A 20417-nucleotide genomic window follows, 5' to 3' on the forward strand; every position below is an offset into this window, starting at 1 on the left:
AATTATATTCCTGATTTTCTGCTTGTCCGTTCTTGTACAACTGGTCTACTTGATCGTGTATAATCTGCGTTTGTTGATACATAAGCCTGCAGAAAAACCGGTTAATCATCCTGGTGTAAGTATTATTATTTGCTCACGAAATGAAGAAGAAAATTTATATAAGAATCTTCCAAAAATCCTGAATCAAGATTATCCAAAGTTTGAGGTGATTGTCGTAATTGATCAAACAGTTGATGATTCAAAGCATATAATAAATGCTTACAGTAAAGAATTTCCTCAGCTCAGATATATTGAAATGGAGCGCAATCAGCATAGGAAGTTTGGTAAAAAAATTCCTTTAACTGTAGGGATAAAAGGTGCAAAGTACGAGCATGTGCTGTTGACGGATGCCGATTGTTTTCCTGCGACGGATCAATGGATAAAGTTGATGATGTCTAATTACACTGAGGAAAAAGATATTGTAATAGGTTACGGTCCGTACGAAAGAAAAAAAGGATTACTCAATAAATTTATTCGATTTGATACTACTCAAATTGCTGCTACTTATTTAGGTTTTGCCAAAAACAGGAGACCTTATATGGCTGTCGGCAGAAATATGAGTTATAAAGTTGAAAAATGGAGAGAAGTAGATGGGTTTAAAAGCCATTATCACGTCCAATCAGGAGATGATGATTTATTTATGCAGGATGCGGCTAAACGAAAAAATACGGCCATTGAAATTGATAAGAAAAGTTGGGTTTATTCACATCCTAAAACCAGCTGGAAAGACTGGGTAGCGCAAAAGCAAAGACATTATACGACTGCATCAAAATACAGGTTTATTAACAAAGTGTTTTTAGGAATATTCCCTTTCTCCATGATTTTGATGTTTGTTTCTTTAGTTCTTTTACTAATTAATTACGAGTGGTGGTTATTTGTTTTGTCGCTATTTGCGTTGAGGTTAATAACCTATTGGATTATAAGTGGTCTGTTATTTAGAAAGTTGGGGCAAAAAGACTTAAGTTGGCTGTTCCCGATTTTTGAAATAGGACACTTTATCATTATACCATTCATTTATTATTCAACCGATAGACGACCGGATAAATGGTGACAGACTCAAACGGAAATAACTTATCAGACAAAGGGAAGCGTGATTTGGCCCTGGTACAAAAAGCCTTAAATGGTGATCAATTGGCTTATGCTGATTTGATGGAAATGTACAGAGAGTCAATTTACTTTATGATGCTTAAAATGGTGCGAACTGAAGATGACGCCGAAGATTTAACAATTGAGGCTTTTGGTAAAGCATTTAATAGACTTCATCAATATTCCCCTTCATTTGCTTTTTCTACCTGGTTATTTAAGATTGCCTCTAATAATGCAATTGATCACATCCGTAAAAAACGAATTAAGGTCACTTCTATGGATTCTGCCTATACCAATGATGAAGGTGAAAGCATGGGAATTGATGTGAAAAGTGGAGAGAAAAATCCTGCTGAGGAAACCATTCATACTCAAAAGGTGGAGGTGATGAGAGAGATAGTTAAGAAGTTGAAACCGCGTTACCGTGATTTGATTGAGAAAAGATATTTTCAAGAGTTGTCTTACGAAGAAATAGCTGAAGAGATGAACTTGCCTTTAGGAACAGTTAAAGCACAATTGTTTAGAGCAAGAGCATTTTTGGCTGATATGATGAAGAATACAAAGGACATCATCTAATTCTTACAGTTTATATCATTTGATTTATTGATACCTTTGCTCGCGTACAATCGCAAGTTATTTTTGTTACCTATGGTTACAGTAGATATTATCTATAAGTACTTTCCCAATTTAAGTCCAATTCAAAAAAAGCAATTTGCTTTGCTTTATGATGTTTATAAAGATTGGAATGAGCAAATTAATGTTGTAAGTAGAAAAGACTTTGATAATTTTTACGAAAGACATGTTTTGCATTCTTTGGGAATAGCCAAGATTATAAATTTCCAGGATGGATCTGAGATTTTGGATGTTGGAACCGGTGGTGGTTTTCCTGGGATTCCATTAGCAATTATGTTTCCTGAGTGTGATTTTTATCTGGTAGATTCTATTGGTAAAAAAATCAAAGTGGTAAATGAAGTGAAGGAAGAGCTAGGGTTGGATAATGTTTTTGCAGCTCAAGTTAGAGCCGAACAATTAAAACAAAAATTTGACTTTGTAGTGAGTCGCGCGGTTACTCAAATGCCAAAATTTATTCCTTGGGTACAAAATAAGATTAAGAAAGAAGGTCAGAATGGATATCCAAACGGAATCTTTTATTTAAAAGGAGGAGATTTAAAAGAAGAGTTGAAACCTATTAAAAGATACAAAGAGGTGATAGATTTATCTGATTACTTTGAAGAAGAATTTTTTGACACTAAAAAGGTTGTATACGTCCAAGTTTCAGATTAAATTCTTTTTTCTAATTTTATTTCGTGCAGAAAATAAATGACCATACCGATATTCTGGTTGGATTAAGAAAAATCATTCGTTCTATACATCTGGAAAGTAAAATGATTCAAAAGCAATACGGGGTAAGTATTCCCCAGTTATTGTGTTTGAAGTATTTAAAGAATCAAGAAGAGTTTAAAGCTACTGCCAAAGATTTGAGAAACTACATGAATCTCAATGCATCCACAATAACAGGGATTATCGGGCGACTTGAAAAAAAAGGTTACGTTGCAAAAATGCCTAAAGGAGCAGACAAAAGAATGTCCGTTGTAGCTTTAACCGCATTGGGATCTTCAGTTGTAGATAAGGTTCCACCTTTATTGCACAGCAAATTAACACTTAAATTGAAGGAATTACCAAAAGGTAAACTCAAGGAAATTCAAGACGCAATTGACTTGCTGATTGAATTTATGGGTACTGAACAATTAGATGCTTCACCTGTTATTATGATACAGGATCCGTCTGAAAATGACAATTGATCAATAGATTTTAACATTTTGTAAGAAAGCCTTAATAGGCCATTTTTTGATTTTTCTTAACTTTGTTTCTACAGAAAACAAATTTGTATAAAATGAATAAAGACATACTAACTAACATTATTTCCAATTTAAAGAAAAAAGGGGCTAAAGAAATCCGTTCAGGTTCTGGTAATTCCAAAAAGCCCAACGCATTAACTTTTAACGGTACCCGTAAAACATTTACGCCTGACGTGGTAGCCTTGTATGAGGACAAACGAGATATATTTTCTATAGAAAATAAAATCGTTAAAGCCAATATTTCAGACTTAATCGCCAAGTGGATCTTATTTGGTTTAGAGGCTAGAAAACACAACGGTAGTTTTTACCTGGTAGTTTCCAAAGAAAATTCTGCTAAATGCCAGGATATTATAGATTCTAAAAAACTTAGCGCTGAACTTATAACATACTAATTATGCAATTTTCATTTGTGAGTCATAGTTCAGGACTTCACCCCATTTTTACAAATCAAAAAATTGCAGATTTCCTTTTTGAACATCTAGATCAATATGGTGATCAACATGAAGACATTATGCGCTGTCTTGATTATGCCGTGAATGATCAATCAGAAGGTAAAGGTTTTGTGATGGTAGGACATGAAGGTGAAGACATAGTTGCATGTACGGTTATTAACGAAACAGGTATGAGTGGATACATTCCTGAAAATATATTGGTGTATATTGCTGTCCATAAAAAGCACCGCGGAAAAGGTCTTGGTAAGCAGTTAATGGAACATGCAATTAAGCTCTGTAAAGGAGATGTTGCATTGCACGTTGAAAAAGAAAATCCAGCCAGGTTTTTGTATGAAAAACTTGGTTTTACCAATCCTTATCTTGAGATGCGACTCAAAAGATAAGTATGGCAGAAAAAGATTTTAAAGCAATCAGAAGGTATCTTCATCAGCATCCTGAAGTATCTGAAAATGAATACAAAACTTCCCAATTTATTCAGGCTAAAATAGGTGAAATTTGGCCTAAAGCGGAGATTGAGAAAGTAGGTGAATGTGGATTAGTGGTGAGTCAGGGTAAGGGAATTCATATTGGTATTAGATGTGAGTTGGATGCTTTACCTATCAATGAAATAAATGATTTTGAGTATAAATCCGTTGAAGCCGGAGTTGGACATAAATGCGGACATGATGGTCATATGACAATTGTGCTTCGTCTAGCACATTTACTTAAGCCAATAATGAATAAAAAGTCTGTAAAAGTAAGTTTGCTTTTTCAGGCAGCTGAGGAAAATGGTGTAGGGGCAAGAGAAATGATTAAAAAATCAAAAACACTCAAAGAATATCCTCTTGATTATGTTTTTGCTTTACACAATGTGCCTTCTTATGAATTGAATCAAATTGTTATTAAAAACAATGAATTCACGCCTTCTGTTATAAGTGTGCGAACCTTTATTGAAGGAAAAACTTCTCATGCAGCTGAACCTTGGAATGGAATAAATCCAATATATGCGGTGAACCAGATTGTAGAATCCTTTAAAGAATATGGGAATTCAGAAGAAGCCAGGTTGATGAGATTGGTTTGGACCACCGTTTATTGTGAAGTAGGTTCTGAATCTTATGGTACCTCTGCAGGTGAAGGTTTGTTGGGTTTGACTTTCAGAACGGCTCAGCATCATGACCTTCAAAAAGTAATAAGATGGTATCAAAATAAAGTGGATGAAATTGCAGCAAAGCTCAATGTAAAAATAACATTGGAATGGTTTGAAGAGTTTCCGTCCATAGTTAATCATGATAATGCATGTGAAACTATAAGAAATGCCGCCAAAAGTTTGGGGTTGTCTGTTTTAGAGAAGGAAGAGCAATTTAGCTGGGGAGAAGATTTTGGCTTTTTTACTCAATTGGCAAAAGGAGCCATGTTTGGTTTAGGAGCCGGTAAAGATACTCCTGCATTACACAATCCTGATTATGACTTCCCGGATGAATTGATAGATACCGGAAGTGACATGTTTTACAAAATAATAGAATCTGTTTTAGATGATTGAAAATTCCTACATAGAGATCAATAAAAAGGCACTTAAAAATAATTATGAATTTATTCGAAATCTAATTGGAGCCAATTGTGAATTGACCTCTGTGGTAAAGGGAAACGCTTACGGTCATGGAATCAAAAACTTTGTTCCAACCGCGCATGAATGCGGCGTAAAGTCATTTGCTGTTTTTTCAGCAACAGAAGCCAAAGAGATTTTAGATACAGGACTCGATTTTTCGCGGATCATGATAATGGGAAATATTGATAATGATCAATTGTCATGGGCCGTAGAAAATGATATTGAAGTTTATGTTTTTGATCAACTCAGATTATCAAATATTGCTCTTCAAGCTGCAAAACAAGGCAAAAAAGCCAAAGTTCACATTGAGGTAGAAACAGGACTTAATAGAACAGGGTTTAATCGTAAAGACTTGACTAAAACACTTGAATTTATTAGAAACAATAAAGACAGTGTTGAAATTTCAGGTATGTGTAGTCATTTGGCCGGAGCTGAGAATATCGCCAATTACTATCGAATCAATAAACAAATAAAGCGTTTTGATAATCTTGAAAAGGTTTTTCAGGAACAAGAGGTGACGGCAGGCAAAAATCATTTGGCATGTTCAGCTGCCATGTTGAATTATCCAAAAACAGTAAAAGATCTTGTGCGAATTGGGATTTTGCAATATGGATTGTGGCCAAGTAAGGAAGTCAAAATGGCTTATATGGTTAAGAATAAGGTTATGGAGGATCCGCTAATTCCCGTTTTGTCCTGGAAGTCAAAAGTAATGTCTACAAAAATTGTCAAAATGGGTGAGTATGTCGGTTATGGGAACTCGCTATTGGCAGAGACGGATATGCGAATAGCAACTATCCCTGTTGGTTATTCAGATGGTTTTGCAAGGTCTCTTAGCAACCAAGGAAAAGTGATAATAGCCGGACATAGGTTGGATGTAGTGGGAATCGTTAACATGAATCTATGCATTGTGGATGTTACCAACGCAGAAGAAGTGAAAATTGGGGATGAGGTAGTGATGATTGGTGAGCAGAATGGAACAAACATTTCTGTGGCATCCTTTAGTGATTTTAGTAATCAATTGAATTATGAATTATTAACCAGACTACCAAACGACATTCCCAGAATTATTACTAAATAGTATGGCATATATTGAATTACATAAAGATAAACTAAAGCAAAACTTCAACTATTTAGATAGGCTTTTCAAAGAGGAGGGGAGAGATTGGGCAGTTGTTTCCAAAATTCTATGCGGAAATGAAAAGTATCTAAAAGAACTTATTGATTTGGGTGTCAATGAAATTTGTGATGCAAGAATTAGCAATCTTAAAATGATCAAAGAATTGAATCCTGATATAGACACTGTTTATATCAAGCCTCCAGCTAAAGATCATATTGAAGATGTTGTGAAATATGCGGACGCTAGTTTTAATACAGAGCTAGAGACTATTAAATGGATTTCAGAAGAAGCTGTTAAACAAGGAAAACTTCATAAAATCATCATCATGATTGAATTGGGTGATTTGCGTGAAGGTGTAATGGGGGGTGAATTAATTGATTTTTATGAATCGATATTTAAGTTGCCCGGTATCAAAGTGACAGGGATTGGAACCAATCTTAATTGTGTAAGTGGCGTATATCCTTCGCAAGATAAATTAGTACAACTATGCTTGTATGAACAATTAATAGAAGCCAAATTTGGCAGGAAAATTCCCTGGGTAACTGGAGGAACTTCAGTGGTATTACCTTTATTGTTTAAAAAACAGGTTCCTAAAGGGGTGAATCATTTTAGGGTGGGCGAGTCATTGTTTTTTGGCAATGACTTATGGACCGAAGAGACGATTGAAGGAATGGGGGGATCAGTTTTTAAGCTATTTACTCAAATAATTGAAATTAATGAGAAACCTAAGGTTCCGGTGGGTTATTTAGGTCAAAATCCTTCGGGTGAAACAGTAGAATTTACTAATGAAGATTATGGAGTAAAATCATATAGAGCATTATTAGATTTAGGTGTGCTGGATGTTTCTAACACAGATTTTCTGGTACCTCAAGATAAAAGACTGGAATTAATAGGAGGAAGTTCGGATATGTTGGTACTAGATTTAGGAGATGCTGAAGACGATTACAAGGTAGGAGATTTTGTGACGTTTGACCTTAAATATATGGGCGCATTAAGGCTTTTAAATTCAGATTATATTGACAAGAAAATCGTGACACATTAAAAAATAGTACTTTTTTCTTTTTCCACCGATTAATACATGAGTATATAGTGAAAATCACTTTTAATCTTTAACAATCATATAATATTTACTTAATTTACCCCTAATCACATAAAAAATTAACTTTTGTTTTTTGTGATAACATAATTTTGCACTGTCCAAATAAAAAATAACGGACAACAATAGTGTTTAATATATTGAAATACAAATAGATAGATGCGAAATCGCTACATAGATCTGATTGATCAGACATTTGATTTTCCTCAAGAGGAGTTTACTTTGAATGATGACAAGCTTTTATTTCATGGTTTAGATATCATGAAATTGATTGAAGAATATGGAACGCCATTTAAATTTACTTACTTACCTCAAATTGGACACAATATTCAACGTGCTAAAAAATGGTTTGGGGATGCTATCAAAAAACATGATTACAAAGGAGTTTATAATTACTGTTATTGTACAAAATCGTCACATTTTTCATACGTAATTGAAGAGGCTTTAAAAAATGATATACATATTGAAACCTCATCTTCATATGATGTAAATATAATTGAGAGATTGATCAATAAAGGGTTGATTACTAAAGACAATTATATTCTTGTAAATGGATATAAAGACGAGCGTTATCTTGATAACATTGCGGGCTTAATCAACCGTGGGTTTGATAAAACTACTGTAATTATCGATAATGATTCTGAGCTTGAAAGGTTAATAAGTAAAACAAATAGACCTGTAAGTATTGGAATCAGGATTGCTTCAGAAGAAGATCCAAAATTCCCTTTTTATACAAGCCGTTTGGGTATTGGATATAAATCAATTGTTAAGTTTTATAAAGAACAAATTGAAAATAATCCAATGTGCGAGTTAAAACTACTTCACTTTTTTATCAATACAGGAATTACAGATTCAGCTTATTACTGGAACGAATTAAACAAATGTTTAAGGGTGTACTGCGAATTGAAAAAAGTGTGTCCTAATTTGGAAGGACTAGATATTGGAGGTGGTTTCCCAATTAAAAATTCATTGGCTTTTGATTTTGACTATGAATACATGGTGGATGAAATCATTAACCAGATTAAAATGACATGTGAACAACATGGGGTTGACCAACCGGATATTTTTACTGAGTTTGGATCATTCACAGTTGGTGAATCAGGAGGGATTATATATGAAGTTTTATCTCAGAAAAAGCAAAATGATAGAGAGAAATGGAATATGATCAACTCATCTTTCATTACAACTTTACCTGATTCATGGGCGATAAATAAAAGATTTATAATGCTTCCAATTAATCGTTGGAAAGATAGATATGAGCGTGTGTTGTTGGGGGGTATTACCTGTGATAGTGATGATTATTACAATTCTGAACAGCACGTCAATGCTATTTACTTACCACAGTTTCATAAAGACAAGCCTCTTTATTTAGGGTTCTTTAATGTTGGTGCGTATCAAGATAGTATTGGTGGATATGGTGGAATTCATCACTGTTTAATCCCGCAACCAAAACATCTTATAATTGATGAAAATCAAAACGTAAGAGTATTCAGCGAAGAGCAAGCTGCAGATCAAATGCTCTCTTTATTAGGTTATTAATTACGAAAATGAAAAGAAATTACGCGGGTATTCCAGATAAATATGCTGAGTACTCAAACGCAAAAGTGGTATTGATCCCTGTTCCTTATGACGGAACAAGTACCTGGCAAAAAGGAGCTGACAAAGGTCCTGATGCTTTTTTGGATGCTTCTGAAAACATGGAGCTATATGATATTGAAACCAATCAAAACACTTATAAAATTGGTGTCAATTTGCAAGATCCGGTAACTGAAAATAGTAGCCCGGAAGCAATGGTGGAAGCTGTTCATGCTAAAGTGAAAGAACAAATCGAAAATAAAAAATTTGTTACCACTTTTGGAGGAGAGCATTCAATTTCTATTGGAACTATTCGTGCTCATTATGAGAAGTATCCAAATCTTACTGTTTTGCAGTTAGATGCACATGCAGATTTGCGTCCTGAATATGAAGAGTCAAAATGTAATCACGCTTGTGCTGTTCATGAAGCGAGTAAAAACACTAATCTAATTCAGGTAGGAATCCGTTCAATGGACGATTCAGAGTTAGTACACATGAACAAGGAGCAAACTTATTTTGCACATAAAATGTTTGATAATACTGATTGGATTGAAAAGTCTTTAAGTCAAATGACCAAAGATGTGTATATTACTATAGATTTAGATGTTTTTGATCCATCAGAGTGTCCATCAACAGGAACACCTGAACCTGGAGGTATGCGTTTTTATGAGGTGACATCTTACTTGAAAAAAGTATTTGCTACCAAGAACGTGGTGGGGTTTGATATTGTGGAGTTGTGTCCTAATCAAGTGAGTAAAGCATCTGACTTTTTAGCTGCAAAGCTATATTACAAGATGTTGAGCTACAAATTCAAAAATGCTTGAGTTAAAATCAACCGCATATCACTTAGGAGAGCATATTTCTATTGTATCGGCAATAAAGGAATTGGATTATACAGTTTCTAAAACCGAGAATGAATTTGCGCTTTTTGAAGTGAGTGAGAGTTCATGGATTTACTTGAAAAACTACGGAAGCATTGTCTTTATTAATGTTGATGATGCCGTAAGAAAGAAAACCATGAAGCTGTTTTTGGACAATGTGAACGAAATGGAGGGTTTACCTTCTGATGATTTCGTGGTAATAGTAACTCCGGAGGTTTTACCTAGAGCTGACTTTGGAAAGATATATGTGCCAAACATCTCTATTGACGTAGCGCATGTAATTGCCTTAAATATGGCTCAAACAGTTGCATTGGATGACTTTCAGTATGCTATTGAGTCATTGCTGGAACAGACAAGAGATTTTTCCATAAAACTAAAAAAGGAAGGAAAAATCAATTTGTCCAGAAGAGAGGTGAGGCAAATGATAGGTCAAACCCTTGTATTGAAAAACCGCATTGCTGAAAATTTGTACATCTTTGATTCGCCGGATGTGATCTGGGATGATAAAATGTTGACTGAATTAGACAGTCAAATGCATGCAGATTTGGAATTTGTAAGAAGACATGAAGGTCTTCAATTGAATTTAACAACTATAAAAGAAAATTTAGATGCTTTTCAAAGCATCTTACAACACAAACACAGTAGTCTTTTGGAATGGATCATAATCATTTTGATTCTTGCTGAAGTGCTACAAATAATTTTAGAAAAGCTATGACAAAAGGAAGCATTTCTTCATTTATTGAGAAGTACTATTTACACTTTAATGCTGCAACAGTTGTTGATGCAGCAAAAGCTTATGAAGAGCAATTGAACAATGGAGCCAAAATGATGGTAACCTTGGCAGGTGCTATGAGTACAGCTGAATTGGGTAAAATCTTTGCTGAGATGATTCGCAAGGATAAGGTTCAAATCATCTCTTGTACAGGTGCCAACCTTGAGGAGGATATTATGAACCTGGTTGCTCATGATTATTACAAACGTGTTCCCAATTACAGAGATTTAACTCCTCAAGATGAGTGGGCTTTGTTAGAAAAAGGATTGAATCGTGTAACAGATACATGTATTCCGGAAGAAGAAGCATTTAGAAGGTTGCAAAAACACATTTATAAGATTTGGAAAGATGCAGAAGATAGTGGAGAAAGATTTTTTCCGCATGAATTCATGTATAAAATGTTGTTGAGTGGTGTATTGGAAGAGTATTATCAAATTGATATTAAAGATAGCTGGATGTATGCCGCGGCTGAAAAGAATCTGCCTATCGTTGTTCCGGGATGGGAAGACAGTACAATGGGTAACATCTTTGCATCTTATGTAATGAAAGGTGAGTTGAAAGCTTCTACCATGAAATCAGGAATTGAATACATGGCTTATTTGGCGGATTATTACATTAAAAATAGTGGAAACGGAATTGGTTTCTTCCAGATCGGTGGAGGAATTGCTGGTGATTTTCCTATTTGCGTAGTGCCAATGCTATATCAAGATATGGAGATGGAAGAAATTCCTTTCTGGTCATATTTCTGTCAGATTTCTGATTCAACCACAAGTTATGGTTCTTATTCAGGAGCTGTTCCTAATGAGAAGATAACTTGGGGTAAATTGGATATTGATACACCAAAATTTATCATTGAATCAGATGCTACAATAGTGGCACCTTTGATCTTTGCTTATCTATTAGACATGTAATCAGTTAAATTGACTTCTGTGGTGTATTTGATTTCATCTAACACTATCTGCGAGTCAATGTCTGCAATATTTTCTATAGGGGCTATCTTGTTAACCAGGAAGTCCCTATATTTTTTTATGTTGTCAAAACGAACCTTGGCCATGAAATCATATGTCCCTGAGGTGTGATATAGCTCAACTACTTCTTCAAGTCCCAACACTTTCTCAAGAAACCTTGCACGCTTAGATTGTTGATGCTCCTTGATGGTGATATTGATAAAAACCATCAATTGCTTGTCTAGTTTTTCAGGGTCTAACAAAGCGACATATTTTTTGATTATCCCATTTTTTTCAAGTTTTTTAATCCGCTCATATATGGGAGTGCTTGATAATGAAAGCTTAGCCGATAGTTCTTTTGCAGTAAGGTTGGCATCTTTCTGGAGAAAATCTAGGATTCTTAGGTCAGTTTCATCTATTTTCATATAAAAACACTGTTTAAGCATTTAAATATAGTAAATAATACTTAATAAATAGATAAAAGGCATTAAAAACTTTTATAATAAATCAATTGGCAGTAAATTTCGTTTATATAAATAACAAACTTTAAAGAAAATGACTAACACAATTATTTCATATGCGAATCTTTCAGAGGATTTGAAAACCGCTTTTAAGAATTGGTTGACCAGAAATGCTCCTGATTTAGTGTCGTTTCCTTTTAAAGGTAAACACATGAAGGGATACATTTTCAATCATCAAGAGAAAAAATATTTGGTAGTGATGAAATTGGCTACCGGTAATGGTGAAGAAATATTAAATGCCAATGTTGATCTGGGAGAAGTTGATCAGATCAATGAAGATTTTTAGAATAAAAGCAAGCGGTACACTTTTTGTTTACCCTTGTTTATGAAGAAACTAAACAAGCTTACCATGGACTACATTTTGTTAAGTTTAAATCCCAGGAAATCATTTTCGTTGATAGAATTAGAGCGAGTAAAGACTTTCATCAATAAACTACTTGTTTGTGAATATGTTGATGATAAATCGATTTTCTGGGATGAAAACGGAGATTTGATCTTCCATCCGCCGGTAAATAAAAAAGATAAGAATTACTGGATAAACGTATTAAATTCTCAATTAGATATTGATAAATGGGAATTTAGAACTGGGAAAATACTTTAACGATTAACTGAAATTCCTAAGTTAAGCCGAATTGATAGTATCTGTTCGGCTTTTTTTATTTGCTGTGTTGAGCTTTCCAAATGGCCATCTTTTCATCCACTTGTTTTCCTTCCATCAGCTTTCCTTCCCAATACATTTTAGTCCCTACTAGTTGACCACTTTCATTATAAAATGCCCAAGGTCCATGTTTTACGGCATATTTATAATTACATGTTTTCATGATTTTACCATTTGAATAGTAGTAAACTATGGCACCATGCAGGTTGCCGTCTTTGTACTGACCTTTCGCTTTTATTTGCATATTTTGATGAAATTCCTTGAATTCACCATCCAAAACACCGTCTTTGTAATACTCGTATCTAGAAACAGGGTACTGTCCATCTTTAGGAGCATAGAAATATACTTTTTGACCATTTAGCTTATCATTTTTATAAGTTTCCTGATAAGAGATTCTTCCTTTGTCATCAAAATAAACCCAAATACTGTCTTTTTGCTCATTTACATACTTTCCTAATGCCATCAAATAGCCTGATTCATGGTACATTTTGCTCCTTGTAGTTTTACCATTGTCAGAGAATACAATTTTAGCTTGAACTTCACCTGATTCATAGTAATAAGTGAATTCACCAACAGGAATATCATTTTTAAACTGACCTACATATCTAAATACTTGTGTATTATCATATGCTTTTTTCCAAACGCCTTGCTTGCGCCCTTGAGCATCTGTTTGATTGTATTTTTGTTGAGGTTGCTGTGCAAATCCAACTGTTGTTATTAATATTGATATTAGGATTAATAATCTCCCCATGTGCTTCTTATTGTTTAATTTTTTAGTGTTTTAGCTACGCTATGCAAAGTATCAAAAATATAATCGGCCTTTGTAGAAATGTTACGGACTTTTGTCAACAATATAGTTTTCATTCCCAATTTCATACCAAATTCAATGTCAGATTCATTGTCACCTATCATTATTGATTTAGAAAAGTCTATTTGGGGATAATCTTTTTGAGCGTGAAGTCCCATACCTGTTCCCGGTTTTCTGTAATCAGATCCTTCTTTTGCCAGTTGAGGCGCAAAGTAAAATTTGTCAATTTTACCCCCTTTGTTTTCAAATACATTGTTCATATAACCATGTATCAATTCAAGGTCAGATTCATCCATCATGCCCTTGCCAATACCTTGCTGATTTGTCACTACCACGGTAACGCCAAATAGCTCATTAAATAGCGCAATGGCTTCAGGAACACCATCCAAAATTCTCAGTTCATTAATTTGTTTGACATAGTCATCAATTAAACGCTCATTTATAACGCCATCTCTATCTAGAAACAGTGTCCAGCTTTTGTCAATTTTTAGATCGTTTAATTCCATTTATTTGGTTGATTTTACCCCAAATTTAACAAGATTGTTGGTCTACAGTATTTCTGAATTAGTCGAAAATCACTCTTAAGCCCTTGATTTGCCTGTCATATTGTCGTAACTTATAAGGAGTTCTTTGTAAATACTTACCCCTATGAAAGCATCAATCACATACTTAATCGTATCTGTAATTATTGGTACGACAACTTACGCACAAAACTTTCAGACAATCAATTCAAGTAGCATCAACTACTACATTTCTTCCAGCCAGGAGTACGTTTTGGCTTCAAGAATAGATAGTGTTGAGCTGCAAGGAAGTGATTCTGTATTCTACTCTTTCAAGACAATGCGAGATAACCCAGCATTGTCGCAAAATGATCCTTGTAAATTTTATCTTGGAGATTCTTGGTTAGGTCCTAAAATTGAAATTAAATCAAACGGACAGAATATCTTTTATAATAAAGATATGGAACCCATTGTTATTGAAACACAGGCAGCTGTGGATGATACATTTTTGGTGTACCATAACACATTGGGTGATTCAATTTGGGGAACCGTTTCTAATGAGGTTTTGCTAAATGTCTTTGGAGAAACTGATGTAGTTAGAATCATTGATCTTTTTGCCAATTATAATTTACCATTTGCAAATCCACGTATAGTTATTTCAGAAAGCAATGGTTTTATTGAAATGTATCCACCATACAGTTTTCCAAATATATATGGCGGGGCTTCATCTGTCACCTATGATAATGATTATCCCGAAGGATTTGATGGGAATTACCATTTGGTAGGAATCAATGATCAAGGTTTAACTAAGCCTCGAGTAATGGATGTGTACAATCATGAAATTGGTGATTTGTACCAATTTTACAGTTCGCATACCTATCCGGATGGCTCATTTGAAGAGACATTTTTTGAGAGAAAAATTATAAATAAGTTCTTTTGGCAGCCAGATTCAATGATTTATTTTGTTCAGGATAACTCAGAAACAACCTTCTATCCTGCAAATAATGGACAAAGTGTTGTTACATCAACTGGTGGTTCTATTACACAAGTGGGGTATTACAATGTTGATGAATGGCATAGACCGGGATTACCTGAAGAGTTTGACGGTATTAATGGATGGAATACTTTATTTGTGAATGAGTGTGGAGATATCCAGGAAACGCACAGACAACAACCTATCACAGTTAGTTCTACAGATGGATGCGCAAGTATAGATAATGCATTACCATCTTACTTAACCTCAAATATTAATGGTATAGGAGAGTTGGATACTGTAGGTGAGGCTCAAATGGGTACTGAGTTTTTTGCAGCTGAGGTCTCATTTTACAACAAAAACAACGGTATTTACACTTGTGGAAGTCAGCAGTTTTTGCAAATAGAAAATACAGTTGAAAAAGAATTTGAATTTGGTGTTTTTCCTAACCCTACTTCAGGAGATGTTTATTTTGATTTAGAAGATGAAATCAATAATGCTGAAGTTACAGTGGTAGATGATATTGGAAGAATAGTTAAAAGCTTGAATATGAAAATGCAGAATAAACAATACCTGGATCTAAATGACGTGGACGCAGGTTTATACACTATTATCGTGCGTAGTGATGATGGTGTGTTTCAGCAAAGATTACTCAAGCATTAATTTTTACATAACTAGTTTAAAGCCATCTTTTAAGGGTGGCTTTTTTCATGTTATGTTCATGATGGTTTTAGTGAGTTTGTCCCAGCTATATTTTTCTTTTTCTACTTTCAGATTTTCTTTAAAAGCTATTGCTTTGTTTGATGTGAAGAAATCAGTAAGTGCACTGGCAATTTCATCTGTATCTTTGGATGTTACATATCCAACAATCCCGTCCGGAACCATTTCTGGTAATCCGCCAACATTTGTGACTAGCATGGGGATTTCAAAGTGATAGGCAATTTGAGTTACTCCACTTTGGGTGGCTGATTTGTAAGGTTGTGCAACAATATCAGCTGCACAAAAATACTTACCGACATCACTGTCTTTAATATATTCGCTTACAACTTTTATGTCATTGCTAATGCCTAAGTCCGCTATTTGCTTTCGGTATTTCTCTTCATCCGAATAATATTCTCCAGCAATTAATAGCTTCACATTTAGTTCTTGATGATTCATTTTGGCAAAGGCATCCAACAATAAGTCAAGCCCTTTGTAGTCTCTGATAATACCAAAAAATAGGATGTATTTCGTGTTTTGATCCAAGCCAAGAGCGGTTTTTGCAGCTTCCTGACTCATACCGTCTCCAAAATTGTCATACAATGGGTGAGGATTAAAAGCACGTGGTTTTGAACTGTCAAATTTGGCTAAATCATCAGATACGCTTTTGGCCATTGAAATAAATGCATCTACCGGTTTCATGAAGTACTTGGTAAATTGTACATCTCCAGGCCTTTTTTCATGCGGTACAACGTTGTGCATGATACCTACAATCTTGGTATGATTGTTTTTCTTTACTTCTCTCGCTATGTTTCCAAAACAAGGTCCCATAAACGGGAGCCAGTAATTAAATAGAAGTAAATCAGGCTGCTGTTTTCTAATACGTTTTCCTACTTTTTTCCAGTTTAACGGATTAACTGAATTAATTAATCTCTCAATTTGTAAATCTTTAGGAGCAATGTCTTCTGAATACTGAGTTTTTCCCGGGAAAAGAAAATTTGGGTATTGCAAGGTGAAAGTAAAAATCTCTACTTCATTTCCTTCATCTCTCAATTGTAATGCAAGACGTTCACTGTAAGATGCAATTCCTCCTCTGTAGGGGTATGCAGGTCCAATGATGACGATCTTTTTACCTGAGCTCATCAAATTTCTTTTTCAATCAAATATTGATTTCTGGTAGGAGAATTTCTACCTATTAATTCTGCAATAAATCCGGCTAAGAAAAGCTGACTTCCAATTATCATTGAAGTTAAAGCTAAATAGAATTCAGGTCTTTGTGTTATGAGTCTTCCACTGGTGTTGATGAAAAGTTTATCTATTCCTAACCAAAAGGCAAACATAAATCCAAGAATGAAAAACAATGTACCTATCAATCCAAAAAAGTGCATTGGTTTTTTGCCAAATCTGGTAATAAAAGTAATAGTAAACATGTCCAAAAATCCGTTGATGAACCTGTTCATTCCAAACTTGGTTTTACCATATTTTCTTTCCTGATGTTGTACCACTTTTTCACCAATTTTCGGGAAACCGGCTGCTTTAGCGATTACAGGAATGTATCTGTGCATTTCACCAAAAATCTCAACTGATTTTACCACTTCCTTACGGTAGGCTTTTAAGCCGCAATTCATGTCGTGAAGTTTGATGCCTGACATCATTCTGTTTACACCGTTGTAAATTTTAGTAGGTATCGTTTTGCTCAATGGATCGTATCTTTTCTTTTTCCATCCCGAAACAAGGTCGTATCCTTCTTCTGTAATCATTTTATACAATTCAGGAATCTCATCAGGGCTGTCTTGAAGGTCGGCATCCATAGTAATTACTACATTACCCTTGGTTGCTTCAAATCCTACATGAAGCGCAGCAGATTTCCCGTAATTGCGTTGAAATTTGATGCCTCTAACGTTATCATCTTTTGATTTCAAATCTTGAATGACATTCCAGGAGTTATCTGTACTACCGTCATTGATAAAAATGATTTCGTAAGTGTAGTTGTTTTCAGACATTACCCTTACAATCCAATCATGCAATTCCGGTAAAGATTCATCCTCGTTGTATAAAGGGACAACGATACTTATTTGTATTTGAGCGTCATTTTCCATTGAGCGGGTCAAAGATAGTACATTACTGCTAAGTGCTTATACCTTGAATTGTTAAATAAAGTTGCCCATATCAATAAAGATTATTGATTGCATACAGTTTATCATTCATGATTATGAATAATCTTGTTCCGGAAAAATAAAATTAACAGTAATGTTTACTAAAATTCAGTAACGTTTGAAGTTTCTGTCTTAAGGTCCATCAATACACTAAATGCGTGACTGACCTTAGAAGTATCAACCACAATAGTGAACTCATTGGTAGTTGAAATCACCTCTGCAAGATTAATGCCTTCCCAGGCAATTTTCTTCAACAAATAGTAGTAAACTCCTGATATTTCAGTATTGATCTCCGGTAATTTCATGGTGATTGAAGATAGATTGTCAAGATTTGAAAGCATGGCTTCGTTCTTGAACATACTTTTTAACTTGTCTTCAAACTGCGCATTTGTAATAATTGTCGTCTCTGAAATGCCTCTGGAAACTGTATAAAAGTTGTCAGAAATATCTTTAATGTTTGACAAAAATTTGGCTTGATCTTGTGAAATTCCAACGTAATTGTTGAAAGTAACTTTAATCAGATTTGAGCGCACAACCAGGTCACCTAATTGACTCATGAAGTTTTTAATCTTCATTTCAATTTTTTGATTTGGCCCCGGAGGCATTCTCTTTATCGCCATGATGATAGCAGAATCAGAAACTTCCTTCCCAGTGATTTTCTGAATTTCAGGGTTCAATTTTCTAGCCAGGGAACTAATGTTGATCAATCCTTCTGCAATGGCCTCTTGTATGAAGGGAGACTGGTTGATCAGTTTTTCAATAACCTTACTGAGTCTATCCATGTTAATAAAATAACGTTTTGTTAAAATTCGATTACAAATATAATCATGTTAACAAAACAATCAATATTTGAGATAAATTTGTTGAAAAATAAGAAAAAAATGACACAAACACCCTATTATTTTTACGATTTGGACCTCCTTAATGAAACCTTATCTTGTTTAGAATCAAACATAAAAGGTACTAACTTCAAGGTGCACTATGCTGTCAAGGCCAATAATAATAGGGATATACTAGAAACAATCTCTAAAAAAGGTTTAGGTGCAGATTGTGTTTCCGGCGGAGAAATAAGATGGTCCCTAGAGTCAGGTTTTTCACCTTCAGAGATTGTTTTTGCCGGAGTAGGTAAAACTGATGAAGAGATTTTATATGCTTTGGAAAATGAAGTTGGAATGATTCATTGTGAAAGCCTACAAGAAATTTTGGTGATTAATGAATTGGCGGAGCGTCTTAATACTTATGCTACAATAGCTTTAAGATTAAATCCAAATGTTAATCCCCTTACACATGAGAAAATTTCTACCGGATTAAAAGAGAATAAATTTGGTTTAACTAGCCTTGAATTTGAGGAACTAATTCAATTGTATCCAAGTCTGAATAATGTGCGAATAGTGGGCTTGCATTTTCATATAGGCTCGCAAATTCACGATATGTCAGTATATGTTGAATTGTGTGATAGAATTAATGAATTGGTTCCACTTTTCGAGGAACATATTGGTGAATTTACTTACTTGAATGTTGGTGGAGGATTAGGGATAGATTACTTTGAGCCGGATGAAAATCCAATACCTGAATTCAAAGAATATTTTGAAGTTTTTAAAGAAGCATTAACAATAGACCCTAGTATTCCTGTCCATTTTGAATTAGGAAGATCAATTGTTGGGCAGTGTGGAAGTTTGCACACAAAAGTGCTTTATGTTAAAAGATCTGAAGAAAAAAACTTTGCTGTATTAGACGCAGGAATGACAGAACTTTTGCGCCCGGCCTTGTACAATGCTTACCATAAAATTGAAAGACTCGATAATGTTACTTCAGGAGAAGAATTACATTATGATATTGTCGGTCCTATTTGTGAATCAAGTGACTGTTTTGGAAGAGACATTTTGCTACCGGAACTTAAAAGAGGTGATATAATCACTATAAGAAGTTGTGGAGCTTATGCTGAATCCATGTCACTTAATTACAATGGACGTGACAAAGTGCCAAGTTATGTGCACAGCAGTTCGGAACTAGTAATGCGGGAAAAATGCTAGTTTGAGTTAATTTTCTTTGTAAAACTCCCTTTGGCAAAAGGGAGTTTTTTAATGCGCTAAATTTCGGAGTATTTTCAGTTCTTTTTCTCCTCTGTTAACAATTCCGGCTGAGGCTTTTTGTTCAACTAAAATCTCAATTCTCGGAATTAATTCAGCCGCCAATTCGGGATATTTTTGGCAGATGCGCCTTGCAACAGTCATTCCGAAAGCTTTGATAGCAATTGCTTCATCAGGAGATTTTAAAGCGTTAATGACAAATTCAAATAACTCACCTTCATAATCTTCATCCAAATAAGCAGTTTGAAAAACTCTCATAGTTGCCCTTTTTACTGCATCATGCGGATTTTGTAATAGTTGCTCAACAATCTGATTCAGATAGGGCTTAAGTACATTTGTGTCATAATCCACTATTTTACCTAAAACAGCACCTGCATTTTGTTGGATTCTTACTTCCTCATCCATGCAAAAGTTCACAATGTCTTGAATTGATTCGGGATGTTTGATACAGTATTTGGCTATTTCTTCCCAGTTCCATTTAAGGTTTCTATCAAGGAGGTGTTGTTTTAAATTCATGAAGTTTACAATATTGCTGTCTATCAATCGTACCAAAATGCAAGGAATTCCTATCTTTGCAAGTTCAGCAGCATTAAAGCTGTGGATAGT

24 protein-coding genes are annotated in these 20417 nt (G+C 34.6%); 17 read left to right on the forward strand and 7 right to left on the reverse strand.

Features of this window, described 5'->3' with window-relative positions:
* Window positions 1-73: 73 nt before the first annotated feature.
* From K6119_RS16815 to K6119_RS16875, 13 genes are all read left to right on the forward strand, one after another.
* Window positions 74-1090, forward strand: a complete 1017-nt coding sequence (locus K6119_RS16815) for a glycosyltransferase (protein WP_221833538.1) — start codon at window positions 74-76, stop codon at window positions 1088-1090.
* On the forward strand, window positions 1084-1698 hold the full coding sequence (locus tag K6119_RS16820; protein ID WP_221833540.1) for an RNA polymerase sigma factor: 615 nt from the start codon (window positions 1084-1086) through the stop codon (window positions 1696-1698). Before K6119_RS16815 ends, K6119_RS16820 begins: the two co-directional genes overlap by 7 nt.
* 72 nt (window positions 1699-1770) lie before the next feature.
* Window positions 1771-2406, forward strand: coding sequence for a 16S rRNA (guanine(527)-N(7))-methyltransferase RsmG (rsmG, locus tag K6119_RS16825; protein ID WP_221833542.1), 636 nt, complete (start codon window positions 1771-1773; stop codon window positions 2404-2406).
* Window positions 2407-2429: 23 nt separating this feature from the next.
* Window positions 2430-2924, forward strand: a complete 495-nt coding sequence (locus K6119_RS16830; protein WP_221833544.1) for a MarR family winged helix-turn-helix transcriptional regulator — start codon at window positions 2430-2432, stop codon at window positions 2922-2924.
* Between the two features lie 92 nt (window positions 2925-3016).
* Entirely contained in the window at window positions 3017-3373 is a 357-nt protein-coding gene (locus tag K6119_RS16835; RefSeq protein ID WP_221833546.1) for a hypothetical protein, read from the forward strand.
* A 2-nt stretch (window positions 3374-3375) separates the two neighbouring features.
* Window positions 3376-3816: a GNAT family N-acetyltransferase gene (locus tag K6119_RS16840; RefSeq protein WP_221833548.1), complete on the forward strand. Its 441-nt coding sequence runs from the start codon at window positions 3376-3378 to the stop codon at window positions 3814-3816.
* Between the two features lie 2 nt (window positions 3817-3818).
* Window positions 3819-4952, forward strand: coding sequence for a M20 metallopeptidase family protein (locus K6119_RS16845; RefSeq protein WP_221833550.1), 1134 nt, complete (start codon window positions 3819-3821; stop codon window positions 4950-4952).
* Window positions 4945-6096 (forward strand): alanine racemase, encoded by a 1152-nt coding sequence (gene alr / locus K6119_RS16850; RefSeq protein WP_221833552.1) that lies wholly within the window; start codon window positions 4945-4947, stop codon window positions 6094-6096. The genes K6119_RS16845 and alr overlap by 8 nt, the downstream gene beginning before the upstream one ends.
* 1 nt (window position 6097) lies before the next feature.
* Window positions 6098-7177, forward strand: coding sequence for an alanine racemase (locus K6119_RS16855; protein ID WP_221833554.1), 1080 nt, complete (start codon window positions 6098-6100; stop codon window positions 7175-7177).
* Window positions 7178-7390: 213 nt separating this feature from the next.
* Complete coding sequence (locus K6119_RS16860; RefSeq protein ID WP_221833556.1) at window positions 7391-8770, forward strand: type III PLP-dependent enzyme domain-containing protein; 1380 nt, start codon at window positions 7391-7393, stop codon at window positions 8768-8770.
* A gap of 8 nt (window positions 8771-8778) precedes the next feature.
* Window positions 8779-9630 (forward strand): agmatinase, encoded by an 852-nt coding sequence (gene speB / locus K6119_RS16865; protein WP_221833558.1) that lies wholly within the window; start codon window positions 8779-8781, stop codon window positions 9628-9630.
* A complete protein-coding gene (locus tag K6119_RS16870; RefSeq protein ID WP_221833560.1) occupies window positions 9623-10402 on the forward strand; it encodes an RMD1 family protein in 780 nt (259 codons plus the stop codon). Before speB ends, K6119_RS16870 begins: the two co-directional genes overlap by 8 nt.
* Entirely contained in the window at window positions 10399-11370 is a 972-nt protein-coding gene (locus tag K6119_RS16875) for a deoxyhypusine synthase family protein (protein WP_221833562.1), read from the forward strand. The genes K6119_RS16870 and K6119_RS16875 overlap by 4 nt, the downstream gene beginning before the upstream one ends.
* Here K6119_RS16875 and K6119_RS16880 read toward each other — a convergent pair.
* On the reverse strand, window positions 11352-11831 hold the full coding sequence (locus K6119_RS16880) for an Lrp/AsnC family transcriptional regulator (RefSeq protein WP_221833564.1): 480 nt from the start codon (window positions 11829-11831) through the stop codon (window positions 11352-11354). The genes K6119_RS16875 and K6119_RS16880 overlap by 19 nt on opposite strands.
* A 130-nt stretch (window positions 11832-11961) precedes the next feature.
* Between K6119_RS16880 and K6119_RS16885 the strand changes: the two genes are divergently transcribed.
* Together K6119_RS16885 and K6119_RS16890 are read left to right on the forward strand one after the other, a co-directional pair.
* Window positions 11962-12213: a hypothetical protein gene (locus tag K6119_RS16885; RefSeq protein WP_221833566.1), complete on the forward strand. Its 252-nt coding sequence runs from the start codon at window positions 11962-11964 to the stop codon at window positions 12211-12213.
* 39 nt (window positions 12214-12252) lie between these two features.
* Entirely contained in the window at window positions 12253-12528 is a 276-nt protein-coding gene (locus K6119_RS16890) for a hypothetical protein (RefSeq protein ID WP_221833568.1), read from the forward strand.
* Between the two features lie 55 nt (window positions 12529-12583).
* Here the strand turns inward: K6119_RS16890 and K6119_RS16895 are convergent, their stop codons facing one another.
* Complete coding sequence (locus K6119_RS16895) at window positions 12584-13336, reverse strand: toxin-antitoxin system YwqK family antitoxin (protein WP_221833570.1); 753 nt, start codon at window positions 13334-13336, stop codon at window positions 12584-12586.
* Window positions 13337-13350: 14 nt separating this feature from the next.
* Entirely contained in the window at window positions 13351-13899 is a 549-nt protein-coding gene (locus tag K6119_RS16900) for a D-glycero-alpha-D-manno-heptose-1,7-bisphosphate 7-phosphatase (RefSeq protein ID WP_221833572.1), read from the reverse strand.
* 142 nt (window positions 13900-14041) lie between these two features.
* On the opposite strand from K6119_RS16900, the gene K6119_RS16905 reads away from it, so the two are divergent.
* Entirely contained in the window at window positions 14042-15529 is a 1488-nt protein-coding gene (locus K6119_RS16905; RefSeq protein ID WP_221833574.1) for a T9SS type A sorting domain-containing protein, read from the forward strand.
* A 45-nt stretch (window positions 15530-15574) separates the two neighbouring features.
* Here K6119_RS16905 and K6119_RS16910 read toward each other — a convergent pair whose 3' ends face one another.
* The 3 genes from K6119_RS16910 to K6119_RS16920 form a co-directional block, all read right to left on the reverse strand.
* Window positions 15575-16708: a glycosyltransferase family 4 protein gene (locus K6119_RS16910; protein WP_221833576.1), complete on the reverse strand. Its 1134-nt coding sequence runs from the start codon at window positions 16706-16708 to the stop codon at window positions 15575-15577.
* Complete coding sequence (locus tag K6119_RS16915; RefSeq protein WP_221833728.1) at window positions 16708-17646, reverse strand: glycosyltransferase family 2 protein; 939 nt, start codon at window positions 17644-17646, stop codon at window positions 16708-16710. The genes K6119_RS16910 and K6119_RS16915 overlap by 1 nt, the downstream gene beginning before the upstream one ends.
* 176 nt (window positions 17647-17822) lie before the next feature.
* On the reverse strand, window positions 17823-18503 hold the full coding sequence (locus K6119_RS16920) for an aspartate kinase (RefSeq protein WP_221833578.1): 681 nt from the start codon (window positions 18501-18503) through the stop codon (window positions 17823-17825).
* Window positions 18504-18602: 99 nt separating this feature from the next.
* Between K6119_RS16920 and lysA the strand changes: the two genes are divergently transcribed.
* Window positions 18603-19754, forward strand: a complete 1152-nt coding sequence (lysA, locus tag K6119_RS16925; protein WP_221833579.1) for a diaminopimelate decarboxylase — start codon at window positions 18603-18605, stop codon at window positions 19752-19754.
* 48 nt (window positions 19755-19802) lie between these two features.
* Here lysA and K6119_RS16930 read toward each other — a convergent pair whose 3' ends face one another.
* Entirely contained in the window at window positions 19803-20327 is a 525-nt protein-coding gene (locus K6119_RS16930; protein WP_221833581.1) for a hypothetical protein, read from the reverse strand.
* Between the last annotated feature and the right edge of the window lie 90 nt (window positions 20328-20417).

Source organism: Paracrocinitomix mangrovi (assembly GCF_019740355.2).
Lineage (GTDB): Bacteria > Bacteroidota > Bacteroidia > Flavobacteriales_D > Crocinitomicaceae > Paracrocinitomix > Paracrocinitomix mangrovi.